This window comes from Methylocystis sp. sgz306128 (assembly GCF_056032725.1).
In genome coordinates this window covers 94,978-120,626 of record NZ_JBVYWO010000004.1, presented here as the reverse complement: position 1 = coordinate 120,626, position 25,649 = coordinate 94,978, and the positions used below count along the sequence as shown (strand labels likewise).

The 25,649-nt window shown below is 57.3% G+C and carries 22 protein-coding genes; 14 read left to right on the top strand and 8 right to left on the bottom strand.

Going from position 1 to position 25,649, the window contains the following annotated elements:
• Window positions 1-25 precede the first annotated feature (25 nt).
• From AC0N03_RS08305 to AC0N03_RS08275, 7 genes are all read left to right on the top strand, one after another.
• Window positions 26-799: an SDR family NAD(P)-dependent oxidoreductase gene (locus AC0N03_RS08305; protein ID WP_474288207.1), complete on the top strand. Its 774-nt coding sequence runs from the start codon at window positions 26-28 to the stop codon at window positions 797-799.
• A gap of 42 nt (window positions 800-841) precedes the next feature.
• Entirely contained in the window at window positions 842-2,467 is a 1,626-nt protein-coding gene (locus AC0N03_RS08300; protein WP_474288206.1) for an FGGY-family carbohydrate kinase, read from the top strand.
• 87 nt (window positions 2,468-2,554) lie between these two features.
• Window positions 2,555-3,274 carry an N-formylglutamate amidohydrolase gene (locus AC0N03_RS08295; RefSeq protein WP_474288203.1) on the top strand — a complete coding sequence of 240 codons (720 nt, stop codon included), beginning with the start codon at window positions 2,555-2,557 and terminating at the stop codon, window positions 3,272-3,274.
• 22 nt (window positions 3,275-3,296) lie between these two features.
• On the top strand, window positions 3,297-4,667 hold the full coding sequence (locus tag AC0N03_RS08290; protein ID WP_474288202.1) for a glutamine synthetase family protein: 1,371 nt from the start codon (window positions 3,297-3,299) through the stop codon (window positions 4,665-4,667).
• 12 nt (window positions 4,668-4,679) lie between these two features.
• Window positions 4,680-6,068 carry an aldehyde dehydrogenase family protein gene (locus AC0N03_RS08285; RefSeq protein ID WP_474288201.1) on the top strand — a complete coding sequence of 463 codons (1,389 nt, stop codon included), beginning with the start codon at window positions 4,680-4,682 and terminating at the stop codon, window positions 6,066-6,068.
• Window positions 6,069-6,078: 10 nt separating this feature from the next.
• Window positions 6,079-7,236 carry an iron-containing alcohol dehydrogenase gene (locus AC0N03_RS08280; protein WP_474288200.1) on the top strand — a complete coding sequence of 386 codons (1,158 nt, stop codon included), beginning with the start codon at window positions 6,079-6,081 and terminating at the stop codon, window positions 7,234-7,236.
• A complete protein-coding gene (locus tag AC0N03_RS08275) occupies window positions 7,236-7,943 on the top strand; it encodes an HAD family hydrolase (protein ID WP_474288199.1) in 708 nt (235 codons plus the stop codon). Before AC0N03_RS08280 ends, AC0N03_RS08275 begins: the two co-directional genes overlap by 1 nt.
• Here the strand turns inward: AC0N03_RS08275 and AC0N03_RS08270 are convergent.
• From AC0N03_RS08270 to AC0N03_RS08250, 5 genes are all read right to left on the bottom strand, one after another.
• A complete protein-coding gene (locus AC0N03_RS08270) occupies window positions 7,940-8,992 on the bottom strand; it encodes an ABC transporter ATP-binding protein (RefSeq protein WP_474288198.1) in 1,053 nt (350 codons plus the stop codon). The two genes, AC0N03_RS08275 and AC0N03_RS08270, sit on opposite strands and share 4 nt — an antisense overlap.
• A 12-nt stretch (window positions 8,993-9,004) precedes the next feature.
• Window positions 9,005-9,787, bottom strand: coding sequence for an ABC transporter permease (locus AC0N03_RS08265; protein WP_474288197.1), 783 nt, complete (start codon window positions 9,785-9,787; stop codon window positions 9,005-9,007).
• Window positions 9,784-10,671, bottom strand: a complete 888-nt coding sequence (locus AC0N03_RS08260) for an ABC transporter permease (protein ID WP_474288196.1) — start codon at window positions 10,669-10,671, stop codon at window positions 9,784-9,786. The genes AC0N03_RS08265 and AC0N03_RS08260 overlap by 4 nt, the downstream gene beginning before the upstream one ends.
• Window positions 10,672-10,733: 62 nt before the next feature.
• A complete protein-coding gene (locus AC0N03_RS08255; protein WP_474288195.1) occupies window positions 10,734-11,840 on the bottom strand; it encodes an ABC transporter substrate-binding protein in 1,107 nt (368 codons plus the stop codon).
• Between the two features lie 259 nt (window positions 11,841-12,099).
• The gene (locus AC0N03_RS08250) at window positions 12,100-12,477 is read right to left on the bottom strand and encodes a hypothetical protein (RefSeq protein WP_474288194.1); all 378 of its coding nucleotides are present in this window, start codon (window positions 12,475-12,477) and stop codon (window positions 12,100-12,102) included.
• Between the two features lie 87 nt (window positions 12,478-12,564).
• On the opposite strand from AC0N03_RS08250, the gene AC0N03_RS08245 reads away from it, so the two are divergent.
• Genes AC0N03_RS08245 through AC0N03_RS08235 form a run of 3 tightly spaced genes read left to right on the top strand, consistent with a single transcriptional unit; the run spans window position 12,565 to window position 15,641 of the window.
• Window positions 12,565-13,032, top strand: a complete 468-nt coding sequence (locus tag AC0N03_RS08245) for a MarR family winged helix-turn-helix transcriptional regulator (protein WP_474288193.1) — start codon at window positions 12,565-12,567, stop codon at window positions 13,030-13,032.
• Window positions 13,025-14,110 carry an HlyD family secretion protein gene (locus AC0N03_RS08240; RefSeq protein ID WP_474288192.1) on the top strand — a complete coding sequence of 362 codons (1,086 nt, stop codon included), beginning with the start codon at window positions 13,025-13,027 and terminating at the stop codon, window positions 14,108-14,110. Before AC0N03_RS08245 ends, AC0N03_RS08240 begins: the two co-directional genes overlap by 8 nt.
• Window positions 14,103-15,641, top strand: a complete 1,539-nt coding sequence (locus AC0N03_RS08235) for a DHA2 family efflux MFS transporter permease subunit (RefSeq protein ID WP_474288191.1) — start codon at window positions 14,103-14,105, stop codon at window positions 15,639-15,641. Before AC0N03_RS08240 ends, AC0N03_RS08235 begins: the two co-directional genes overlap by 8 nt.
• Before the next feature lie 29 nt (window positions 15,642-15,670).
• Here the strand turns inward: AC0N03_RS08235 and AC0N03_RS08230 are convergent, their stop codons facing one another.
• Both AC0N03_RS08230 and AC0N03_RS08225 read right to left on the bottom strand, forming a co-directional pair.
• Window positions 15,671-16,561 carry an ADP-polyphosphate phosphotransferase gene (locus tag AC0N03_RS08230; RefSeq protein WP_474288190.1) on the bottom strand — a complete coding sequence of 297 codons (891 nt, stop codon included), beginning with the start codon at window positions 16,559-16,561 and terminating at the stop codon, window positions 15,671-15,673.
• A 55-nt stretch (window positions 16,562-16,616) separates the two neighbouring features.
• On the bottom strand, window positions 16,617-17,465 hold the full coding sequence (locus AC0N03_RS08225; RefSeq protein WP_474288189.1) for a class I SAM-dependent methyltransferase: 849 nt from the start codon (window positions 17,463-17,465) through the stop codon (window positions 16,617-16,619).
• 205 nt (window positions 17,466-17,670) lie between these two features.
• On the opposite strand from AC0N03_RS08225, the gene AC0N03_RS08220 reads away from it, so the two are divergent.
• The 3 genes from AC0N03_RS08220 to nagA are packed head-to-tail and all read left to right on the top strand — an operon-like array spanning window position 17,671 to window position 20,722.
• Window positions 17,671-18,612, top strand: a complete 942-nt coding sequence (locus AC0N03_RS08220; protein ID WP_474288187.1) for a Gfo/Idh/MocA family protein — start codon at window positions 17,671-17,673, stop codon at window positions 18,610-18,612.
• 42 nt (window positions 18,613-18,654) lie between these two features.
• Window positions 18,655-19,539, top strand: a complete 885-nt coding sequence (locus tag AC0N03_RS08215) for a glucosamine kinase nucleotide-binding domain-containing protein (protein ID WP_474288186.1) — start codon at window positions 18,655-18,657, stop codon at window positions 19,537-19,539.
• Between the two features lie 37 nt (window positions 19,540-19,576).
• Window positions 19,577-20,722, top strand: a complete 1,146-nt coding sequence (gene nagA / locus AC0N03_RS08210; RefSeq protein ID WP_474288185.1) for an N-acetylglucosamine-6-phosphate deacetylase — start codon at window positions 19,577-19,579, stop codon at window positions 20,720-20,722.
• A gap of 16 nt (window positions 20,723-20,738) precedes the next feature.
• Here nagA and AC0N03_RS08205 read toward each other — a convergent pair whose 3' ends face one another.
• Complete coding sequence (locus AC0N03_RS08205) at window positions 20,739-23,408, bottom strand: EAL domain-containing protein (RefSeq protein WP_474288184.1); 2,670 nt, start codon at window positions 23,406-23,408, stop codon at window positions 20,739-20,741.
• A gap of 1,455 nt (window positions 23,409-24,863) precedes the next feature.
• On the opposite strand from AC0N03_RS08205, the gene AC0N03_RS08200 reads away from it, so the two are divergent.
• Window positions 24,864-25,628, top strand: a complete 765-nt coding sequence (locus AC0N03_RS08200) for a transglutaminase-like cysteine peptidase (protein WP_474288183.1) — start codon at window positions 24,864-24,866, stop codon at window positions 25,626-25,628.
• The last annotated feature ends 21 nt before the right edge of the window (window positions 25,629-25,649 follow it).

Here is a 25,649-nt window from a genome sequence, read left to right as displayed (position 1 = left end):
CTGATCTGAGCTGAAGGAGAAAGCTATGTATCTGGAAAAATTCAATCTCAAAGGTCGCAATGCAGTGGTCACCGGCGGCGGCAGGGCCATTGGTCTGGCCTGCGTCGAAGCACTGCTGGAAGCCGGCGCTCATGTCATCATCGCGGACATGGACGAAAAAGTGGCCAATGAAGGGCGCGACGCCATGCGGGCGAAGGGATATTCCCCCGAGGTCGTCATCATGAACGTAACGGATACCGCCCGTGTCAATGCAGTGGCCGATGAGCTGATCAAGAAACACGGGCATATCGACATTCTCGTGAACAATGCCGGCATTGCCCGCAGCGAAACCCCCGCAGAAACGGTTACTGACGAACATTGGCTCAATGTCATCGACGTCAATCTGAACGGCACCTTCTGGTGCTGCCGCGCGTTCGGCAAACATATGTTGAAAGCCGGAAAAGGCTCCATCGTCAATATCGGCTCCATGTCGGGCTTCATCGTCAACAAGCCGCAGGAACAGAGCTATTATAATGCGTCCAAGGCCGCCGTGCACCATCTCACCAAGTCGCTGGCAGCGGAATGGGCTTCGCGCGGCGTGCGCGTCAATGCCGTCGCCCCGACCTACATCAACACGCCGCTGACGGCCTTTGCCAAGCAGAACCAGAAGATGTTCCAGGCCTGGATTGACGGCACGCCGATGGCGCGTCTGGGCGAACCGGATGAGATTGCATCTGCCGTCATGTTCCTGGCGACGGATGCCGCAAGCCTGATGACAGGCTCGATTATGCAGGTCGACGGCGGCTATACTTGCTGGTAACCTACGCTTCATCCACGATTTGGATGAGGACGGGGACCATATATGCCTGACTATTATCTGGGTGTTGATGTCGGCACGGGCAGTGTGCGTGCCGGCATTTTTGACGAGAACGGCCATTTGACCGGCGTCGGCAAGAAAGACATCCAGATATGGCGCGAATCGGGCGATATTGTCGAGCAATCCTCCGAAAATATCTGGCAGGCAACTTGTATCGCCGTAAAAGCGGCGCTTGCCGCTTCGAAACTTGATGCCGTGCAGATCAAAGGCATCGGCTTCGATGCCACCTGCTCGCTTGTGCTTGTCGATCATGATGACAAACCGGTAGCCGTCAACCGGCACGGAGACTCCAACCGCAATGTCATCGTCTGGATGGATCACCGGGCCATGGCGCAGACAGACAGAATCAACGCCACCGGCCATGAGGTGCTCAGATATGTTGGCGGCACCATTTCGCCGGAAATGCAAACCCCCAAGCTGCTGTGGCTGAAAGAAAACCTGCCGCAATCCTATGCGAAAGCCGCACACTTCTTCGATCTTTCGGATTATCTGACCTATCGCGCGACAGGTTCCCTTGCGCGCTCAATATGCACGCTTGTCTGCAAATGGACATATCTGGCGCATGAGAACAGCTGGCGTCCGGATTATTTCCAAGAGATCGGACTTGGCGATCTCGCGCAGGAACAGTTCAAGCGCATCGGCACCCAGATTGTTGCACCGGGTACGAAGATCGGCGACGGACTGACCGAATCCGCCGCCCGCGATCTGGGACTTAAGCCCGGCACACATGTCGCCGCTGCCTTGATCGATGCCCATGCCGGCGCGCTGGCAACCATCGGCGGACGCGACACCCTTGGCAGGGATCTCGATCCGCGCCGCCTGATGGCGCTGATCATGGGCACCTCCGCCTGCTGCATGTCGATTGCCAATGATCCGATTTTTGTGCCCGGCCTGTGGGGACCGTATTATTCCGCCCTGACCCGCTCAAGCTGGCTGACCGAGGGCGGCCAGTCCGCCGCAGGGGCTGCGGTCGATCATTTCATGTCGATGCATCCCAGCCTTGCGGCGTCGGGTCAAAGGCCTTCAACCGAACTTTTTGAAACGATTGAAGCCGAATTGCTCCGGCAATACGGCAATTTATCGGATATTGCACTGGCGGCGCGCGATCTGCATGTTCTGCCGGATGTGAACGGCAACCGCTCGCCTGTCGCCGATCCGCATATGCGCGGCGCCATCATGGGCCTTGATCTGGCTACGGACCACGCCAGCCTGCAGCGGTTATACGTGGCAGTGCTTTGCGGGCTTGCCTATGGCATTGCCGATATCGTCGCTGCGCAGAGCAACAGCGGCTATCAACTGGACACAATCGCCATAAGCGGCGGCGCGGGACGCAGCGCGCTCGTGCGCCAGATCATCGCCGATGCCACGGGATTGCGCGTCTGCCTGCCGGAAACAGACGAGCCCGTGCTGCTGGGCGCCGCCATGCTGGGTTCTGTAGCCGACGGACGTTTCAGTTCGCTGGAAGAGGCTATGGCGAGCATGTCGCGCGTCCGGGCGCAGACACTGCCGGATGATGGCTCTATCGGGACGTTCCACCAGCGCAAGCGGGAAATTTATAAAAAGATGCAGGATCTCGATATTGAAACGCGCCGGATCATGCAACACGCCTGATGGGTCGCCGCTGATATTAGCACTTGGCATCGGCCATGTTTCGCCCATAAATTACCTGACGCTTTGGTCAGGTTTAACGAGGATTTGATGGCCGCACAAATTTTCAACGCAAGTGGCGCAGCGCCGCTGCTGTTGGTGTGCGAACATGCGTCAAACCACATTCCGGAGGCCTATCACAATCTCGGCTTGCCGGATCTGGAAATCACCCGCCACATCGCCTGGGACCCGGGCGCGCTACCGGTGGCGCAGGCCTTGAGCGAATTCATCGACGCACCGCTGATCCACGCCGACATTTCCCGGCTCGTCATCGACCTCAACCGCGACCCCGGCGATTTTGACGCCATGCCCTCGATCAGCGAAACCACGCCAATTCCGGGCAATCAAAATCTCAGCGACGCGGAAAAGCTGAGGCGCGCGCAAGAGTACTACACCCCGTTTCATGACGCATTGACTAAGCTTATTGGCGCGCGTCCGCATCTGAAGGCTCTGGCTTCCATCCACAGCTTCACACCAATATTCAAAGGCGTCGCCCGGCCATGGCACATCGGCCTGATCACCGGGCCGCAAGACAGCCTTGCGCACACTCTGCTGCGCGCATTGCAGGCAGATCCTGAAATCAACGCCGATCTCAACGTGCCCTATACGCCTTCCGACCGCGTCTATCACACGCTGGAGCGGCATTCGCGCGGAACCAATCTGCAGACGGCCATGATCGAAATCCGCAACGACCTTATCGCCAGGCCGGAGCAGCAAAAGCACTGGGCGCAGAAGCTGGCGCAGGCCTTCGACGCGGCGCTGATATTATGAACATTCTGAACGGGGGACGACAATGACACCGGCAAAGCCAACGACACCCCAGCAGGCCATTGAACTGGTCCGGGCCAGCGGCGCTCACCATGTCAAGGTTGGCGTTTTTGATATAGACGGCGTGTTTCGCGGCAAATATCTGGAGCGCGGCAAGTTTGAGAGCGCCATGGAAAAGGGCTTCGGCTTTTGCGACGTGGTGATCGGGTGGGACTCGAACGACCAGCTTTACGACAACACCACGCTCACCGGCTGGCACACGGCTTATCCCGATGCCGGCGCGCGGCTTGTGCCCGAAACCATGCGGCATATCGCCTTTGAAGATAATGTTCCGCTGTTCATCGGCGAATTCACCGGCCATGCCGCACATGCCTGCCCGCGCGGCTTGCTGGGACGTGTGCTGGCGCGGGCCGATGCCATGGGCTATTCGGTCAGATCCGCTGCGGAATTCGAGTTTTTCGTCTTCGAGGAAACACCCAATTCCGTGCGCGAAAAGAACTATCAGAACCTCCGGCCCCTCACGCCCGGTTATTTTGGCTATTCGCTTCTGCGGGCCGGCGTACATGCAGATATCTATCATGAAATCATGAACTTCTTTCGGGAATTTGATGTTGAGGTTGAAGGTCTTCACACCGAAACCGGACCCGGCGTGCTGGAAGCGGCCATTAAAGTCGATGACGCCATGCGCTCGGCCGACAAAGCCGCCCTGTTCAAGACATTCACCAAAATTCTGATGCAGCGGCGCGGCCTGATGGCCACATTCATGGCCAAATGGTCGCAGGACTGGCCGGGCCAATCCGGACATCTGCACATTTCCCTCAACGACAAAGCCACCGGCAGGAGCATCTTCCACGATGCGACCCAGCCTCACGCCATGTCGCAGGAAATGCGCTGGTTCCTTGGCGGGCAGCAGGCTTTAATGCCGGATCTGCTGGCGATGATCGCCTGCACGGTCAATTCCTACACGCGGCTCATTCCCGGCTTCTGGGCGCCGACATCGGCAACATGGGGCGTGGAAAACCGCACCTGCGCGCTGCGAGTCATTCCCGGCGGCGAAAAGAGCCAGCGCGTCGAAGTGCGTGTAGCTGCGGCAGATATTAACCCCTACATCGCCTTTGCCGCCGCGATTGGCGCCGGGCTCTGGGGAATCGAACATAAAATCGAGCCGGATGCGCCGATTGTCGGCAATGCCTATGCGGCAAAAATTCCAGCAAAGCGGAACTTCCCGCGCACGCTGACAGAGGCCGCAGAGCGTTTGCAGCGCTCAAAAGCCGCACGCGAATTATTTTCCGATCTCTTCGTCGACCATTATGCTGCGACGCGTTTGTGGGAGGAGCGCGAAGCCCGCAAAGCCATCACCGACTGGCAACTCGCCCGCTATTTTGAAATCATCTGAGGGAATATTGCAATGAACGATCTTGTCTGCATCTCCCCGATCGACGGGCGCGAAGTGGCACGCCGTCCGCTGGCAACTCAGGCCCATATAGATCATGTGCTGAAAGCCGCCCATGCCGCGCAAAAACACTGGGCGCATGAGCCGCTGGCTGTGCGCCGGGAGGCCGTGCTGCGCTTTCTGGAGGCCTTGCTGGCCATGAATCAGGAAGTGGTGCCGGAACTGGCGCTGCAAATGGGGCGTCCGGTGCGCTATGGCGGCGAATTTCGCGGCGTAGAGGAGCGCATCCGCCACATGGCGGCCATCGCCGAGGAAGCGCTGGCCCCGCATGTGCCAAAGCCTGGCCGTCCCGGCTTTACGCGTTTCATCGAGCGCGAACCGGTGGGCGTGGTTCTGGTGATCGCGCCATGGAACTATCCCTACCTGACAGCCATCAATACCGTCGCTCCAGCCCTTATCGCAGGCAATGCCGTCGTGCTCAAACATGCAACGCAGACCTTGCTTGCCGGAGAGCGCATGGCGCGCGCCATGGAAATTGCCGGCCTGCCGGAGGGGCTATTTGCCAATCTGCACCTCAGCCATGAACAAACGGCAGCAATTCTTACCAAGCATCAGGTCAATCACTGCAATTTCACCGGCTCCGTCGAGGGTGGGCGCACCATTGAACGTGCGGCAGCAGGCACATTCATGTCGCTGGGGCTGGAACTGGGCGGCAAAGACCCGGCCTATGTCCGCGCGGATGCCGATCTTGCCTATTCCATCGAAAATATTGTCGATGGTGCTTTCTTCAATTCGGGCCAGTGCTGTTGCGGCATCGAGCGCGTCTATGTGCATGAAAGGCATTTTGACGCTTTCGTCGAAGGCGCAGTCGCACTCACGCGCAAATATGTCCTTGGCAATCCGCTGCACGAGGAAACCACGCTTGGCCCGATGGCCACAGCCAAAGGCGCCGATGTGGTGCGCAGGCAGATTGCCGAGGCGGTTGCGCGCGGAGCCACACCCCATATTCCTGCAGCGGATTTTCCGGCAGACCGGGGCTCCGGCACCTATGTCGCACCGCAGATTCTCACCAATGTCGATCATTCCATGTCGTTGATGCGTGGGGAGAATTTTGGCCCTGTCATTGGCATTATGAAAGTTTCAGATGACGCTGAAGCCGTGCACCTGATGAACGACAGCCCCTATGGCCTGACCGCTTCCATCTGGACACGGGATGAAGAGGCCGCTCACCGCCTTGGCCGTCAGATAGAAACCGGCACTGTCTATATGAACCGCTGTGATTATCTTGACCCCGGCCTTGCCTGGACGGGCGTCAAGGATACGGGCCGCGGCGTCAGCCTTTCCGTTATCGGCTATGAAATGCTGACCCGGCCAAAGAGCTTCCATCTCAAGACCAAAATCTGAAAGCACATCCATGTCACCTCGTTCAAACTGGAATTATCCCACCACCATCTGGTTCGGCGCCGGGCGCATCAAGGAACTGGCAGCCGCCTGTGTCAGATCCGGCATGAAGGCTCCGCTTCTCGTGACAGACCCCGGCCTTGCCGCCATGCCCATGGTGGGCGCTGCAATGGCCGATCTCAGCGCCGCCGGACTGAGAGCCGGGATCTTTTCCAAGATCAAGCCCAATCCCGTGGAAACCAATGTTTATGACGGGCTGGAGGTCATGCGCGCCGGCAAGCATGACGGCGTGATTGCGTTCGGAGGCGGCTCGGCCCTGGATGTTGGCAAGGTCATTGCCTTCATGGCGGGGCAAACCCGCCCGATGTGGGATTTCGAAGATATTGGCGACTGGTGGACGCGGGCCAATCCGGCCGGTATCGCGCCGGTCGTTGCTGTGCCGACGACGGCTGGAACCGGCTCCGAAGTTGGCCGCGCCGGCGTCATCACGCAGGAAGCCACTCACACCAAAAAGGTGATTTTCCATCCGGCGATGATGCCCAAGGTGACCATTTGCGACCCTGAACTGACCATTGCCCTGCCCGCCAGACTGACCGCCGGCACAGGGATGGATGCGCTGGCCCATTGTCTCGAAGCTTATTGCGCTCCCGGCTACCACCCCATGGCCGACGGTATCGCCGTTGAGGGTATCCGCCTCGTCAGACAGGCGCTGGTGCGCGCCGTAAAAAACGGCGCTGATATCGAGGCGCGCGCCGACATGATGTCCGCCGCCGCCATGGGCGCGACAGCCTTCCAGAAGGGTCTGGGCGCCATTCATTCGCTCTCGCATCCCGTCGGGGCCCTATACGACACACATCATGGCCTGACCAATGCGGTGTTCATGCCTTATGTGCTCGCCTTTAACCGCGCCGCGATCGAACCGCGTATTGCGCGCCTTGCGGCCTATATCGGGCTTGAGGCGTCTTTTGACGCATTCCAGAAGTGGATACTGGCGCTGCGCCAAGAAATCGGTATTCCGCACACGCTGGCCGAAATCAATGTTCCGGCAGACCGGATCGATGAAATCGCCGCAATGGCCATTGTCGATCCGACAGCGGGCGGCAATCCGGTCGAACTGACACTGGACGGTGCCAGGGCCATATTCCTTGCCGCCCATGCGGGTAAGCTCTGATGCCGCTCAAAGGCCTGCTTTTTGACAAGGACGGCACGCTGATCCATTTCAACGAAACATGGAACCCGGCCGTCCTCGATGTCATGCGCAGCCAGTGCATCGGCGATACCGCAAAACTGGCGCGGCTCGCTGCCGCGCTGGAATATGATCTGACAACTTCAGGCTTCAGGCCCGGAGCAAGATTTGTTGCCGGAACATGGGCCGATTATGGGCCGCACTGGGCCGAAGCGCTCGGGGTGCCACTGGATTCGCAATTCGAGCAGGATACAAACGCACGTTTGATTGAAGCCTGCGCCCACTCGCTTGCGCCCGTCGGCAATCCTGCGCATGTGCTTGGCAACCTCCGGACGCTGGGCGTGGCGCTGGGCATTGCCACCAATGATGTCGAGCGCGCCGCGCGCCGTCAGGCGGAAGCTCTCGGCCTGCTGCCGCATCTTGATTTTATCGCCGGATATGATTCCGGCTTCGGCGCAAAACCCGAGCCGGGAATGATCCACGGCTTTGCCCGCCATATCGGCGCTGCGGCGCACCATATCGGCATGGTGGGCGACTCGCTGCATGACATGGACGCCGCCAGACGCGCCGGCGCCGTGGCCATCGCTGTCCTGACCGGCCCCGCCAGCCGCGACACGCTGGCCCGCCACGCCGATTACATCGTTGAATCCATAGAGGACCTGCCCGCTCTGCTCCAGGCTCTGCCGGTTTAGCCCTTCAGGATCAGAACATCATCCGGATTGAAATAAAGCGAAACTTCTGTTCCGCGCTGCGGCGGCGGCATGCCCGGATTATTGAATGTGTCGAATGACAGGGAATTGATGCCGAATTTGACCCGCATGCGCACCACTGAACCAAGGAAATGCACCTCGTCGACCCGGCCTTTCAGCACATTGGTGCGCAGCCTGTCCGGCGCCAGACCGAGCGCTTCCGGACGCAGCGCCAGCGTGACATTGGTTCCTGCGGCCTCCTGCGCCGCCTGCGGAGCGGCAATGGATTGCCCGTCAATATTGACCGAACCATCGACAGCTTTGACACCGGCCAGCTGATTGAGCGTACCGACAAAAGCTGCCACAAATCGGGTCGTCGGCCTGTTATAAATTTCAAACGGGGTGCCGACCTGATCCGCCCTGCCCTCATGCATCACCACAATGCGGTCGGACATCGAGAGCGCCTCTTCCTGATCGTGGGTGACATAAATCGTCGTAATGCCAAGATCACGCTGCAGCGCCCGGATTTCCTCGCGCAATGAAATACGGATCTTCGCATCGAGCGCCGAAAGAGGCTCATCCAGCAGGAGCACCTGCGGCTTGACGGCAATGGCCCGCGCCAGCGCCACGCGCTGCTGCTGGCCGCCCGACAACTGATAAGGAAAGCGGGAGCCCAACTGCGGCAGTTTGATCATGTCCAGCATTTCGTCCACGCGGGATTTGATCTCGGCGGGCGAACGTTTGGCCACTTTCAGACCGAACGCGATATTTTCTGCAACCGTCAGATTGGGGAAAAGCGCATAGGACTGAAACACCATGCCGACATTGCGCCGGCTCGGATGAAGATTGGTGACATTCTTGCCGTCAATGATGACATTTCCGACCGATGGCGTTTCAAATCCGGCAACCATGCGCAAGGTTGTCGTCTTGCCGCAGCCGCTCGGCCCGAGAAAGGAGATAAACTCCCCGCGTTCGATAGACAGCGTGAAATCATGGACAACCGCATTGGCGCCATAGGTTTTACGCAGGTTCTGCAACTGCACGAAGGTCATACTATCCCCGGACTAACTGGTTCTTGTCTGGCGGTTGCCGCCAAAAACTTGCATCAGGCCCATACAGGCCCAGGTGACAACAAAAGCGATAATGGCCAGAGCCGCCGGCTCATAGGCCCTGTTGGCGCCGACAAGTTGCAGATACGGCCCGAATGCCGGACGATCCAGCAGACTCGCCAGAGTGAACTCGCCGATCACAATCGCAAATGTCAGAAATGCACCGCTCAGAATGGCGGCCCTGATATTGGGAAAGATGACCTTGAACAGAATGGTCGTCCAATGCGCGCCCAGACTTTCGGCAGCTTCCGTCAATGTGCGTATGTCGATGGCGCGCAGGCCTGTATCTATAGCGCGGTACATATAGGGCAGCGACAGCGTGACATAGCCGAAAGTCAGGAGCAGATCCGTGCCTCGGGTTGAGTCGGTCAGCGGCAGATAGGACGAACTGTTATACATCCGCAGATACCCGAACACGAGCACGATGGCCGGTATGACCAGCGGCATGAGCGTGATGAATTCCACAACCGGGCGCAGGTGCGGCAATTTCAGTTGCACCCAATAAGCTGTCGGTACAACCAGAAGAATGCCAATCACAATCGTCAGCAGCGCAAGTGTCGTCGAATACAGGAAGGATGCCTGAAAATGCGGATCTGTCAGAACGATGCGATAAGCCTCGAATGAATAGGCATCGCGTTTGAGACGCAGCGAAAACTCGAACGTGCCGATTAGCGGAACGAGAAAATACAAGGCACCGAACGCCATAGTAACCCAGGGGCCGAAAGTGGACTTTTTCATTTCAGCCACCTTTCCGCGCGTGTCCGCAGCCAGATGTAGGTGACATTGGATATTCCCGTGATCAGGATCATGCCAAGGGCCAGCGCATAACCAAGGTTCTGGTCATGCAGCACGTCGCCGCGGATCTGCGCATACAGCAGGATGGTGATGATATTGAGCGAACTGCCGGTCAGGGCATAAGCCGTTGCCACCGCGCCGAACGAATTGGCAAACAGCAGCAAGGTCGCACCCAGCAGGCTCGGCCACAGCACAGGCAGCGCGATGTAGCGCCAATATTGCGCCGTATTGGCCCCCAGAATCGAAGACGCCTCGCGCCATTCCTTCTTCATGCCGTCCAGTGCGGGCGTGAGAATCAAGACCATCAGAGGAATTTGAAAATAGAGATAGGTGAGCGTCAGGCCAAAAAAGTTAAGCAGATTGAAGCCGGCGCGGTAGATGCTGAAATCGAAATAATGCATCAGCAGCATGGTCACCAGACCGGTGCGCCCCAGTGTCGCCAGAAAGGCAAATGCCAGCGGCACGCCCGCAAAATTGGACGCTACGCCGCTGAACGTCATGAGCACGGAGCGAACCCAGCCCGGCAATCTGCCGCCAACCGCCGCATAGGCCAGAAAAAATCCGATAATCGCGCCGCCTATTGCCGAAGCCGCACTGATCTCGATGCTGATGAGATAGGCATGAAGAATCGAAGGCTGAAACAGGCGGACGATATTGTGAAAGGTGAAATGCCCTTCGGCATCCTGAAAGCCGCCAATGATGAGCGAACTTGTCGGCAGGATCAGAAACAGCAGGGTAAAAAGAAAAAAGGGCGCAACGCCCAACCAATTCCAAGCCAATCCCGCAAGAAACGGCAATCGCGAGGGAGAATGCACAGGAACTGTCACAACTAATCCGATTTCAGATGCAATGCCCCGCCGGAAGATCCGGCGGGGCTGGAAACAGAATTTTACTTGGCGACGTTTGCGCCCACAACGCTATCCCACTGCTTGGTGATGGTGTCCTTGGCCTTGCTCTGCTGGTCAAGCGTCGGGAACAGGGCCTTGGCGTAAGCCTCGGCAGCCGGGAGCTTGGCCAGAACGTCGGCCGGGATCTTCTTGTTCGTTGCCAGGTCCTGGAAGCGGATCGGGTGGCAATAGCCCTTCAGCCAGCCAAGCTGCCCTTCGTCGGAATAAAGATATTCCATCCAGAGCTTGGCGGCATTCGGATGCGGCGCAAAGGCGCTGATGGCCTGCACGTAAACACCAGCCACCACGCCGGACTTCGGCACGACCACATCCACCTTCGGATTGCCCTTCAGCGTGTCGCGATCGGCCAGAGCATTATAGTCCCAGCGGATAACGATGGGCGTAGCGCCCTGCGCCAGCGACGCGGCCTTGCCGATCACCGGCACGAAATTGCCAGCCTTGTTGAGGTCGGCGAAGAACTTCAGACCAGCTTCGCCAGCCTTGTCGACATCGCCGCCAGAAGCGGAAAGGCCAGCGGCAAACACGCCCTGAACAGCCTGATTTGCCGAGCGCGGGTCACCGGCCAGCGCAACCGCATTGCGATAATCGGCGGACTGAAGATCGCTCCAGTCGGCAGGGCTCTTCTTGATCAGATCGGCATTCACCTCAAACGCAAGCACGCCGTAATAATCGCCATACCAATATCCGTCAGCATCTTTGGCGCTGTCCGGAATGGTGCTCCAGGTGGAAACCTTATAGGGCTGGATCAGGCCATCGGCCTTGGCGGATGGGCCGAACGACAGGCCGACGTCGATCACGTCAGGCGCCTGCGGACCCTTGTTGGTCTTGTTGGCTTTGATCGCCTCAACTTCATCGCCCGAACCGGCGTCCGGGTTAAGTTCGTTGACCGTCAGGCCATACTTGGCCTTGAAACCGTCGATGACGCCGCCATAACCGCACCAGTCGTGCGGGAGAGCGATGACGGTCAGCTGGCCTTCCTTCTTCGCGGCGGCGGCGAGATCATCCATGGCACCGGCGCTGGCAGATCCGATGATGCCAAATGCGGCAAGGGCAGCTAATGACGAAATAGTCAGAAATGAATTTTTCATACCGGTCTCCATACATCGCGAAGTGAAAGCACTTACAATGCTGGGACATAATACGATCTTGATTACAGATTTGTGTCAAGGCTCGCGATTTTGCGAAAATGACAGTTTAATGACTGCGAAATTTGATGAATAAGACATATTAAATATTTGTTTTATATGAGTAATTTAAAATTTGACCGTTTGATCAGATTTATTCCTCCGGCCAAATTTTTTAATGTCTCATGACAGAATCCCGATACTGCGACAAGAAAGTCCGCTTTCAGTGCGCTTTGCCGCTCTCGCACATGATAATGGGCGGGCTTAAAGCGAATGCAAAACCGGAACCCTGATATACCTGAACATTGTTCGCCTGCGGCGGCAGCAGGAAGGATCCCTGAACCACCTGACTGGCGTGTTCTTCGGTCATCAGCGCCCAACTGAAGTTGCACATCTGCGCCGGGCTGGACGGGCTGGTCTGGCTGCACATCAACTGTGCGCCGCCCATCATGGCCGCGCCGCCGCAAGATACGGACGATCCGGCATAGGCCGAAGTTGGCACAGCGGCAAAGCCGCCGGCCAGCGAGAGCGAGATAAGCAGCCCTCCTGCCAGACTGGCAAAGCTGCGCACACGGCGCCCGACCACCAGATTATTCAACACTCAGGCTCTCCCCTGCTTGCAAACACAGCTTCCATGATATAAATACCTATATCATATACATCCTTATTAATAGCAGGCACAACAACCTTGGACAACAATAATCCGACACTCGGGTTCCTTCTCCATGACGTTGCGCGCCTGCTGCGCAAACGTTTCGAGCAGCGTGCGAAGGCGCTCGGCCTGACGCGCTCGCAATGGCAGACCCTGGCCTATCTTGCCAATAATGAAGGCATTCATCAGGGCGGGCTTGCCGAAATTCTCGAAATCGAGCCCATCACTCTTGTTCATATCATCGATAAACTCGAAGAGCGTGGCATGATTGAACGACGGCGCCACCCCACCGACCGGCGCATCTGGCTGCTTTTCATGCGTGAGGATGCCCGCCCGCTCCTCACCCAGATGCGCGCCATCGGCGAAGTCACGCGCGGCGAGGCGCTGAACGATATTTCCGCGAAAGATCGCGCCGATCTGACGCGCATACTCACCACAATGAAAACAAACCTTCTGGATGCCTGCCGGCAGCCTGTCGAAGATAGAAATGCGCAAAATGACTGACCAAGCTACTCAAGAAAAGAAACAACTCCTGCGTCCTCTGCTGTTCGCGGCGCTGCCGGTCGCGCTTATCGCCTTTGCCTATCTCTATGCGACTGGCGGCGAAGTTATGACCACCGACAACGCCTATATCCGGGCCGATACTGTCGGCGTTTCAACCGATGTTTCTGGCACTGTGGCTGCGATTGAGGTGACCGACAACCAGACGGTCCACAAAGGTCAGGTGCTGTTCCGCCTCAGGCAGGATGCCTTCAAGACAGCGCTCGACGGCGCCATCGCCCAGCTCGGCACCGTACGCAACCAGATTCTGACATTACAGGCGAGCTACGATCTGTCGCAGGCGCAGATCAAGCAGGCCGAATCCGACGTGGCCTATTATGAGACCGCGTTCAAGCGCCAGCAGGATCTCGTCTCCAGCGCCTCGACCTCCAAGGCCGCCTTCGATCAGGCCCAGCATGATCTCGACAGCGCCCGCCAGAAGGTGATCGTGGCCAAGGCACAGGCTCAGACCATGCTTGCGCAGCTCGGCAATGACGCCAGCCTGCCGCTGGAGAAAAATCCGTTCTATCTTCAGGCGCAGACTGCGGTCGACAATGCCCGCCGCGATCTGAACGACACAGTCGTGCGCGCGCCCTTCGACGGCACCGTCACCAATGTGAACGCCTTGCAGGTGGGCGCCTATCTGCCAGCGTCGCAGGCCGGCTTTTCTCTGGTGTCGACCACAAAAATGTGGGTGACGGCCAGCCCCAAGGAGACCGAACTGACCTACGTCAAGCCGGGGCAGCCCGCCACGATAACCGTGGACACCTATCCTGACGTCGAGTGGCACGGCAAGGTGGAGAGCATAAGCCCGGCATCGGGCGCCAGCTTCTCGCTGCTGCCGGCACAGAACACAACCGGCAACTGGGTGAAAGTGGTGCAACGCATTCCCATGCGCGTCAGCATCGAAGACATGGACGGCAAACCGCCGCTGCGCGTCGGCATGAGTGTGGTTGTTGCGGTCGACACCGGACATCCGCGCGGCTGGCCCTCTTTCCTGCAGCCAATCCTTGGTTCGCCGGGGAAAAAGACCCATGAGTGAGGACGGATTCGTCAAGGTTGCCAATCGCGGCGCAATCACGGCCTGCGTGATTCTGGCCGTGATCATGCAGGCGCTGGACACGACCATCGCCAATGTCGCGCTGCCCTATATCCAGGGCAGCGTGTCCGCCAGCGCCGACCAGATCAACTGGGTGCTGACATCCTACATCGTTGCCGCCGCCATCATGACGCCGCCCTCGGGCTTTCTTGCTGCGCGTTTCGGCCGCAAAAACGTGCTGCTCACGGCCATTGTCGGCTTCGTTTCAGCTTCGGTTCTGTGTGGTCTTGCGCAGTCTCTGCCTCAGATCGTCGCATTCCGCCTTTTGCAGGGCTTTTTTGGCGCGGCGCTTGTGCCGCTGTCGCAGGGCTTCCTGCTGGATATCTACACCGCCGAAGAGCGTGGCTCCGCAATGGCGCTTTTTGGCGTGTCGGTCATGGTGGGGCCGGTTCTCGGGCCGGTGATCGGCGGCTGGCTTACGGCAAATATCAGTTGGCGCTGGGTGTTCTACATCAATGTGCCGATCGGACTATTGGCCTTCTCCGGCCTTGTGCTGTTCGTCAAGGAAACCAAGATCGACCACGGCGCCAAGCTGGATTGGTTCGGCTTCATCGCCATGAGCATCGGCATCACTTCGCTGCAGCTTTTTCTCGATCGCGGCGAACAGCTTGACTGGCTCTCATCTGGCGAAATCCTTATAGAGGGGCTTGTCTCGGCCGGAGCATTTTACCTGCTGCTGGTTCACATGTTCACGGCCCGACGGCCCTTCATCAATCCGCGGCTGTTTCTCGACCGGAATTTTTCGGTGAGCATGTTTTTCATTTTCATCATCGGCGTGACCTATCTTGCCTCGCTGGCCCTGATGACACCCTATCTCCAGACCCTGATGGGTTATCCAGTGATCACGGCGGGGCTTGTCATGGGGCCGCGCGGCATCGGCACGATGGCGAGCATGTTCCTCGTCGGCAGGCTGATCGGCAAGGTCGATACGCGCATTCTGCTGCTGCTGGGCTTCGGGCTTACAGCATGGGCGATGTATGACATGACCGGCTGGACACCGGATGTTTCACAATGGACCATTGTTTCTGTCGGCTTTGTTCAGGGCAGCGGACTGGGTTTTCTGTTCGTGCCGCTGACCACCATCGCCTTTTCCACGCTTCCGGCGGAATTGCGCGGCGAAGGCACCGGCCTTTACAACCTGTCGCGCAACATCGGCTCAAGCGTCGGCATTTCCATCGTCTCAGCCCTGCTGGTTGAAAATGTCCAGATCAATCATGCGTCGATCGCTGCCTATGTAACGCCCTTCAACCATGCCTTTGCCGAGCCGGCTGTCCGGCTTGGCCTCAACCCGCTGCAGCTTGCCGGCCGCGCCGCGCTCGATGAGATCATCAACCTGCAGGCCTATATCATTGCCTATATCGACGACTTCAAGCTGCTGATGCTGATGTCCGTCATTGTCATGCCGCTTGTTCTGATCCTGCGTCAGCCAAAGCGAAACATGCCGCTGGCAAAAGAGCATGTTGTCATGGAATGAGGCTGCGCGGCCCTAAGGCCGCCGCGCGCTCAGGATTCCAGCAGCTTGCGAAATCCCTGAAGTTCATGTTCCCGCGCGCTGTCGGAATGCGGGAATTCCATCTTCAGGTCGCTCATATGTTCGCCCAGAATATGCGAGACAATCAGTCTCGCATTGGGTTTGTCGTCTGCCGGGATGATGTACCACGGCGCATGATGGGTGCTGGTCGCGCCGATACATGCTTCATATGCCTGCATGTATTTGTGCCAGAACTGCCGCTCCTCGATATCGGCGCGGCTGAATTTCCAGTTCTTTTCCGGCTCGTCGATCCGCGAGAGAAACCGTTTGCGCTGCTCCTCTTTGGACAGGTGCAAAAAGAATTTGATCACCTGCGTGCCATTGCGATGCAGATGATGTTCGAGATCAAGGATCGATTTATATCTGTCATTCCAGATCTGATCATCCTTCAAGCGGGCGTCGGGCAACCTCTCGCTCAGCAAAATTTCCGGGTGAACGCGCGTAATCAGCACCTCTTCATAATAGGAACGGTTAAATATGCCAATCTGGCCCCGCTCGGGCAGATGACGCGTGGTGCGCCAGAGAAAATCATGCTGCAATTCCTCGGCGCTGGGATGCTTGAAGCTGAACACACGGCAACCCTGAGGATTAACGCCGGACATCACATGCTTGATAACGCCATCCTTTCCCGCAGCGTCCATACCCTGAAAAATCAACAGCAACGAAGTGCTGTCCGTCGCATAGAGCAAGTCCTGCTGCTTGCTCAGATGGGCGACGTGGTCAGCCAGAATGGCCTTATAATCGTCCTTCGACTCATAAACTGGCTCGACCATTGTCGGCCAGGCGGAAAGCTCGACTTTCTGCTCCGGCTTGACGCGGAATTTGTGAGAGAGGATCGGCTTGTGGTCGCTTTTGGCCGCCATGATCTGACCTCGCTTTCAAACACCATCCGCCACCGCAATTCGAAAGTCCGAACTCCTATTTTGAAGCGGCGGGTTTAACAAACTTGAGCAAAAAACGATCGCTTTCTCCAATCGCGGCATATTTGTCGCGGTCCTGATCCTTGAGCCGGTAAACAGGCGGCAAGGCCCAGACGCCGACCGCGTAATCCTTTGTGTCCTTCGGATTGGCATCAATTTCCGAGCTTGCAACAAATTGAAAGCCGGCCGCTTCTGCCAGAGAGACCGCCACGTCCTGACGCACATAACCGGACTTCGCCAGCGGATCCTGCGGTTCGTCGGGCTTGCCGCGATGATCGACGAGCCCCAATATTCCGCCGGGCTTCAGCGCCTTGTAAAATGCCTTCAGCGCCGCATCCGCCTCGCCCTTGGCCATCCAATTATGCAAGTTCCGGAAGGTGAGAACAAAATCCGCACTGCCGGGCGGCGCAATAGGATAAGAATCTGCCTCAAATTCGCTTATCTCCACCTTGCCGTAAAGGTCTGGCCGGCCAGCCACTTTTGCCTGAAACCCGGCATTATCCTTGATTGTCTCTTCTGAGGTGGATGTCTTCGGGCCGTTGGCTGCAATATAGAGACCGGCATCTCTGAGATATGGCGCCAAAATCTCCGTCCAATATCCGCTCGCACCCGGCAAAATTTCAACCACGTGGCTCTGCGGCGTGACACCGAGAAAGGTCAGCACTTCATAAGGGTGCCGATACATGTCGCGTTGCCGGTTCTTCTCAGCCCTCTGAGGACCGGCGATCAGCGCAGCAAGCGGATCGGAAGCAGCCTTGGCAGGCACCGCCAGGGTACAAGCCATAAATGCCAGAAAGGCAATACGGCCATAAGACCCAGTCTTCTCGACAAGCGATTTCCGATTCATTTTATGCTCCCAACCGACGAAATATCATGAGAATAGCGCCAATCGCCGCAAAGGCGAATGAATTCCACCATTCAACGTCAACCGACGACATCCGGGCGGCCAGAAATTTAAATCGTGTGATAGTGTCGACAGTGCAGGATTTTCGCTGCAAAACCCGGTAAAATGCTCGTTATAAGAATAGTGGTTAGCCGAACTGGAATTGCCAATGACAAAATTGAAGCTCGGACTGGTTGGACTCGGAAAAATCGCCACGGATCAGCACATCCCGTCCATCGAGGAAACGGGATTGTTCGAACTGGTGGCGATCACCAGCCAGCGTGGCATCGGACATCCGGGCGCGCGCACCTTTCGCCATCAGGAAGACATGCTCGCCGCAATGCCCGAGCTTGACGCCGTAGCCAATTGCACACCGCCCTCTGTCCGGCATGATCTGACGATCGCCGCCCTGCAGGCGGGAAAACATGTTCTCATCGAAAAGCCGCCGACATCAAGCGTCGCGGAACTCGCCAATATGGTCGCTGCAGCCGCCGCAGCAAAACGCAGCCTGTTCGCAACATGGCATTCGCAATATAACCCGGCGGTTGACAGGGCCGCCGAAATTCTCAAAACGCGCCGGGCCAGATCGGTCGATATTATCTGGAAGGAAGATGTGCGGCGCTGGCATCCCGGACAGGAATGGATATGGCAGGCCGGAGGCTTTGGCGTGTTTGATCCGGGGATCAACGCTCTGTCAGTTCTGGTCAAGATCATGCCCGAACCCGTCTTCATCGAAACGGCGGATCTGCTCTTTCCGGCCAATCGCGAGACGCCGATTGCAGCCAGCCTCGGCATGCACGGCGGCTATGGCGCCGCCAGAACGCCCATTCGTGCCGAATTCGACTGGCGTCAGGAAGGCGAACAGACCTGGACTATCAAAATATCGCTGCTCGACGGCGGCACATTGGAACTAACCCATGGCGGCACGAGGCTTTTCGTTGACGCAAAGCCGGAACTTTCGGGCCACGACGCCGAATACCGGCATATATATCGCCGGTTCTACCAGCTGATCGAAACAGGCCAGAGCGATATTGACGCCCGCCCGCTCCACCTCGTGGCCGATGCCATGCTGATGGGCAGACGCCGCGAAACAGACGCCTTTGTCTGGTAATTTCAGCGCTCGGCCAGCATTTGAATATTGAGCAAACGATTCATGCCAAACACTTATTTTCTTGGAGTTGACGGTGGCGGCACGCAATGTCGCGTCCGCATACGCGCGGCCTCCGGCGCCCTAGTCGCCGAGGCCAGCGGCGGTACCGGCAATATCACGCAGAACCGGACTGCGGCCCTTGACACAATCCGTAAAACCATCAGCGCCGCCGCCGATGCAGGCGGGCTGACACAGGAAGATTTGCGTCAAACCTGGGCAGGTTTTGGTCTTGCCGGCGTCATCAACCGGCAGATTGCCGGGGAAATTGCCGCGCTAGACTGGCCATTTGCTGGAATTGCAGTCGATGATGATGCCTACATCGCCTGTCTGGGCGCGCATGGCACAGCAAATGGCGGCATCATCATCTCTGGCACGGGCTCGGCCGGGCTATGTCTGGTGAATGGCAAAAGGCATGCGCTAGGCGGCCATGGCTTTGCCCTCGGCGATGATGGGTCCGGCGCTCAGCTCGGACGGGCAGCGCTTCGGCTGGCTCTTCTGGCCCGCGACGGGCTTGCCCCGCGCACGCCGCTCATGACCGAATTGCTTGATGCCTTTAGCGATGATCCAAGCGCGATGATAGGCTGGAGCCTGAGCGCCCTGCCCCGTGACTATGCCGCCTTCGTGCCACGCATTTTCGCAGCCGGCGAAACCGGCGATCCCGCCGCCACCCGGCTTCTGGGCGGGGCTGCAAACGCTATCGAACAACTGGGGCTCGGGCTGCTGAGGCTAGGGGCTGAGAGGCTCTCGCTCTTCGGCAGCGTCGCTCTGCGACTCAGCCCCTATATTGCAGGGGAAGTTCAGGCTGCGATGATTCTCCCCAAGGCCGACGCAGTTGACGGCGCGATTCTCATGGCGCAGCAGCAGCGGACGGCATCTGATCAGGCATGATTTGTATTAAGCCCCGATGGCATTATGTGAGGTAAACTTGAGCACGGCATGCGCGCTTGCAGGAGCCAGAATCCTGATCGGTTCAGAATTTGTCGACGACCTTGCTGTTGTCATGGACGGCGATCTGATCCGCGATATCCTGCCCATTGAACACATAAAGCCGGGGCTGCAGGTTGAACGCTTGCCGGGTGGCTATCTGGTGCCCGGCTTCATTGACCTGCAGGTCAATGGCGGCGGCGGCGTTCTGCTCAACGATACGCCTACGGCTGAAGGCGTGGCGGCAATCGCCCGGTCGCATCGGCGCTTCGGCACCACGGGTCTGCTGCCGACCGTGATCACCGACGAGCGAGATCGCATGGTTCAGGCCATTGCCGCAGTACAGGCCGCGCGGCAGGCTGGTGTTCCCGGCGTGCTGGGCATTCATATCGAGGGCCCGTTTATCGATCCCCGGCGATGCGGCGCACACCCTTTGCAGCATATCCGCAAACCGGATGAAGAGGATTTTTCCGCTCTCGCCGAAGCAGATTGCGGATTCGTCCTCATGACGCTCTCGCCCGGATCCGTCAGCACGCAGGATATCGCGCGGCTTGCCGGCCTTGGCCTCATTGTCAGCCTCGGCCATTCAGATGCAAGCTATGAAGAAACCATGGCTGCGCTGGCAGCCGGGGCGCGCGGATTCACGCATTTATTCAATGCCATGAGCCAGATGCAAGGCCGGGCGCCCGGCATGGTCGGCGCGGCACTGCATGCAAAATCGGCCTATTGCGGCCTAATAGCCGATGGCGAACATGTCCACGCTGCCGCGTTGCAGATCGCCATTGCCGCCCGCGGCACAGAGCATATGGTTCTTGTCAGCGACGCCATGCCGCCCGCAGCCGGTGGCCCTGACCGCTTCGCCCTGCAAGGACGAAAAGTGATGCGCGTCAACGACCGGCTTACTTTGGACGACGGCACGCTCGCAGGCTCCAACCTGACAATGGACGCTGCGGTGCGTTATACAATCGCGGAGCTTGGCGTGGCGCTTCCCGAAGCCCTGCGCATGGCGTCTCTCTATCCCGCGCGTTTTCTCGGCTGCGATCACGAACGCGGACTGATCCGGCAAGGATATCGCGCCGATCTGGTCCACCTCGATGCCAGCCTTCGCGTTGCAAACACCTGGATCGGCGGACAAAGCGATAGCTGATTTATACCGGCCCGGGCTATTTCTTCTGCCCGGACAGCAATTCTCCGATAGCTGAAGCCAGAACCGGCCTGCTGAAATGATAGCCCTGCATTTCCTCGCAGTTGAGCGAACGCAGGAAACGCAGTTGCGCCTCGGTTTCGACACCTTCGGCGATGACGCGCATGTTCAGCTTCTGCCCCAGCGTGATAACCGCTTCGGCCACGATCTTGTCGCTTTCGTTGTGCGAAATCTCGTTGACGAAATATCGGTCAATCTTCAGACGGCCAACCGGAAAATCCTTCAGGGCGCTCAGGCTTGAATAGCCGGTGCCGAAGTCGTCAATGGCGATCTGAACACCGAGTTCCTGCAATTCCCGCATCATCGCGACAGCCTGATCGATATCGCGCATGATCATGCTTTCGGTGAGTTCCAGTTCCAGATAGCGTGCCTCAAGGCCGCTTGTCTCCAGCGCATGGACAACCCGGTGCACCCAGTGCCGATCCTTGAACTGGCGCGCCGACACATTGACGCAGACATGCACAGGCTTGAGCCCGGCATCCTGCCAGGCCTTGTTCTGACGGCAGGCTTCATGCAGCACCCAGTCGCCTATGCTGACGATAAGACCTGTTTCTTCGGCAATCGGGATGAAATTCATCGGCGGAATTAAACCAAGACGCGGATGATTCCAGCGCACAAGCGCCTCCACCGCAAATATCTCGCCAGTTCGGACATTCACTTCCGGCTGATATTCCAACACCAGCTGCGCCTTGGCGACAGCTTCGCGCAATTCCTCCTGCAGCACAAAATTGGCATGAACGCTGCTGTTCAGTTCCGGCGTATAAAACTGAAAATGATCGCGCCCGTTCTTCTTGGCCTGATACATAGCCGCGTCGGCATTGGCCAGCAGCGTCAGTGCGTCTCTGCCGTCTTCGGGGTAATTTGCAAGGCCGATACTGGACGTCACGCGCATATAATGGCCGGCAATATGCACCGGCTCCGCCAAAGCGGCACGGATCTTTTGCAGAACCTGTACAACCGGGTCTGACGTCTCCGGCTGATCAAAAAGCAGAATAACAAATTCGTCGCCGCCAAGTCTGACCACGGTATCACTCGGCTGGACGCAATCGCGCATCCGCCGTGCGACGATCTGCAGAAGTTCGTCCCCGGCATAATGTCCCAGACTGTCATTCACGGTCTTGAAATTGTCCAGATCGATAAAGATGACAGAAAGTCTGCGCTTGTGTTGTTCGGCATGCCGGATCGCATGCTCCAGCCGATCATTGAACAGCGCGCGGTTAGGCAGGCCGGTAAGGGCGTCATGCGTCGCAAGAAATTGTATCCGGTCTTCCGCCTGCGCGCGTTCAATCGCGATAGCAGCAATACGCGTCGCTATATCAATCAGCTTCAGTTCGGCAGTGGTCGGCGTGCGCACCGAATGCGAATACATTGCAAACGTACCCAGCACCTGCCCCGAATTGGACATGATGGGCGACGACCAGCAGGACCGATAATTGAACGGCGCGATGAGTTGCCGGCAGGACAACCAGAGCGGATCTTTGCGAATATCTGCAACGATCACCTGTTCCTTGCGAAAAACCGCCGTTCCGCAGGACCCGACAGCCGAGCCAATCTTCATCCCGTCAATTGCTGCCACATAATCCGGCTGAAGCCGCGGAGCCGCTCCAATGCGAAGGTGTGCCCCCTCGGCATCAAGCAGGAATATCGAGCCGTAAATTTCGTCAACCTGCTCCTCGACGAGATGTATCAGACTATTCAGCACGGACCTGAGCGGCGCATTCATCGCGATCATCGCCAGAATATGCGCCTGACCTTCTCTCAAATTATCTGACAACTTGCGACGCGTGACGTCGCGGGAAAGCCCCACCATGCCCCGCACCTGACCCGATTGATCTACAACCGGCACTTTCGTCGTCAGCAACCAGCGGCGACCACCCTCGCAATCAAGCACCTCCTCCTCGCGATCAATGATGCCAACACCATTGGCGGCAGGACCAAGATCGTTGGAAAACAGCTTTGCAAATGTTACTGCTTCACCATTATCGACTGCGCTCTCGCCTGCAGCATCAACGGACTCCACCTCTCTGATGGCCCGCGCCGCCGCACTATTGGCCAGAATCAACTCACCCTTGGCATTTCTTGCCCACAGGTAATCCGGCACGCAATCGATCAAAGCTTGCACGGAGAGACTATGTTCCGCACCGCCAGACAATTCCTCGCATGAGCACAACAGACCTCCATCGGCAAGTTTGCTGACGGTAACGCGGACAGATGCGCCCTCTTGCCGCTGCAGAAACCAATCAAATGACTCACGCGCGGCCAGATTTTCTGAGCGGGCGATTATTTGTTCCCCAGGCGCGGACACTCCGGCGCCTGCGCCCCCGATAGCCTCAAGGACAACCCGGAAGCTCTCTCCGGCCTGAGGCCTGCCCTTCAACTGATAAATCTGTCCAAAGCGGTCGTTGCTCCAGACGAGATGACCGGATGCATCGAAAAGGCAAATCCCGCTGCGCACCGCATGCAATGCCGATTGCAACAACTCCAGCCTTTCTTTTTGAATTTGGACAACATCCCTGAGTGCGTCCAATTCCAGATCTCGTGCCGCATTGGACAATCTCTCCAGCGCTGGCAACGACTGACCCATCTCGCTGCCCGTGCTGCCCTGTGCCCTCACTGAACGCTCCGCCATAAATCTCGCCCCGCGGTATGCCACTCACTCGAATGCGTACATTTCAAAACGGAGATTAAGAAAAAAATATGAAGAAATATTTACTTTCTCAAAGCTGATGTGCTTTTCGCTGGTTTGATATTACAACATAGACGCTTAATTTAGCCGGAACTAATGACGCTCCGGCAGCGCGCCGAACATTTCAATCCAGACATACTGTCAGCAAGCACCACCCTCGACGTCGCCCCGGACAATGCTCCTCTGGATCTCCACCAAAACTTTTTGTCGATCTGTCGCTTTCTCGCTCGATAAATTGGACTCGACACAGCCGCAAAACGTGAATCGAACCCCGCCAATACAAGAACCAGATGGACAAATTGTCGCAGGCCTTCACCAAATCTGAAGGCCAATCATCCCCCTGAAAGCCAGCTACAAAAACGCATCCGCAACGTCGCCGGAGCATGAAACCGTGCGCTGTTAGCCGGAGTTCCGGCAAAATTCGCACAAAATCGCATAGCAACAGCGGTTGAGCGCTGCTCACGCGAAGCTATCCCTTTAACCGAAATGATCTGGCTGCTCCGCCGCCAACAATTCCACTTTGATGAGGCGCCGCGACAAAATTCAAAAATTCCCCCGGAAGCCGCAAGCCGACCCATGGCCCAAAATGATAAAAATATTGCATCGTAATGAGAGTCATAGATAATGACTGATGAATTAACATTGAAGCGGCAGGAGGCTAAAATTAGGTCAATCTGTATTGAAATTGATACAGAATGGTTCAATTGGAAGATTTTTATTCTCAAATTAGGGATTTTGTCGCGATTTTGAGAACCAAAGAGCAAGATGAATTAAAGGTCCAGCTTCTCCGCGCTGTCAAAAATGTTCGATCTCAATTGATATTGATGAAGGAATTATGACAAAATGATAAAATTTATCAAATCGGACTGAATGCAGTTCTCGGCTGGTGTCTGACGCAGCTACGGGACCTGAGCCGGCTCTCCGGCAGTTCCTGAAACGGAAAATTCCGTAGATGCAGACTAGTCATCCGGCACAGGCAAACCCGGTTCGTCGAAGACAAGCCCCAAAATATAGCAATGCCAAATCCGTTCAGCCGCCGGGATCCTGACAGGGGTTTCAGCGGAGGGAGAAGATTTGTCTAAAATTTTAGAGAATTTAATTACAAGTATTTATCCAAATATTTTGTGAATATCTCAATATAAAAGGCGTACTTGTTGCATTAAATTGAATTATATAAGTGTTTAACGAGGCTTTACCATGTTGTTTGGCGCAAGTATTGGGCAAACTTCTCTGCGTAAATTGAGGCCGAATAGCCTGCTGGCGGCAACATTTGCCAGCATGATGACGTTAGGTGTCTTTTGCTCTGCGCAAGCGACGGAGACAGAGATTCAGCGCGCTTATATTGTCGCCTCTCAGCAGACCGCTCAAAATGCGCCTTCTGTCGGACTCCAATTGCCATTGAGCGTCTCTCTGCTGAACGTTGCTGAGCCGAAAATTGGTATTGATCTGGCAACACTTGGCGCTTTGCCGTCGCTGCGCAAGAACCCGGCTGAAAATGAAGTGTTCGGCGCTCCGGCTATAGCTGTAAATCATTTGGTCGCGGATCGCAGATGGGATGCCATCGCTCCGCATCAGGCCAAGGATTTGTTCAACTCAACGTGCAGGCAGGAATCCGGCATCTGCGACACGGGGCTGATGCACCTTTGGAACCGCCTGCGCAAGGACAGCCGCACCGGCAGCGCGCTCGATCTTGTCCGCCACCTCAATACCGAGGTGAATATGGCGCTGAACTACCGCAACGATATGGCCAATTACGGCGTCGTCGATTATTGGGCTTCGCCCTACGAAATAGCCCGGCGCAGCTCGGCCGATTGCAAAGGCTATGCGATAACCAAGCTCTGGATGTTGACGGCGCTTGATTTCGCTCCAGAACAGATGAAACTGGTTGTGGTCAAGGACACCTCGCGCAATCTGGGCCACGCGGTTCTGGTGGTCAATATTGATGGCGCAAGCTACGTGCTGGACAACATGACCAACGAGGTTCGCGCCGAAAGCGCCGTTCATGCCTACCAGCCGCTCTATGCAATGAATGAAACCGGAAAGTGGATCTATGGCATCCGCAAGACGCCTGAGCCGCTGGCCGAGAACTTTACGTCACCCGGCGTTGTCCCGCCCTTTGGCATGAACATCGCCATGCTGCTGCGCCCGGGCCTGATCAACTGAGCCTGAGCAAGCCGACACGGC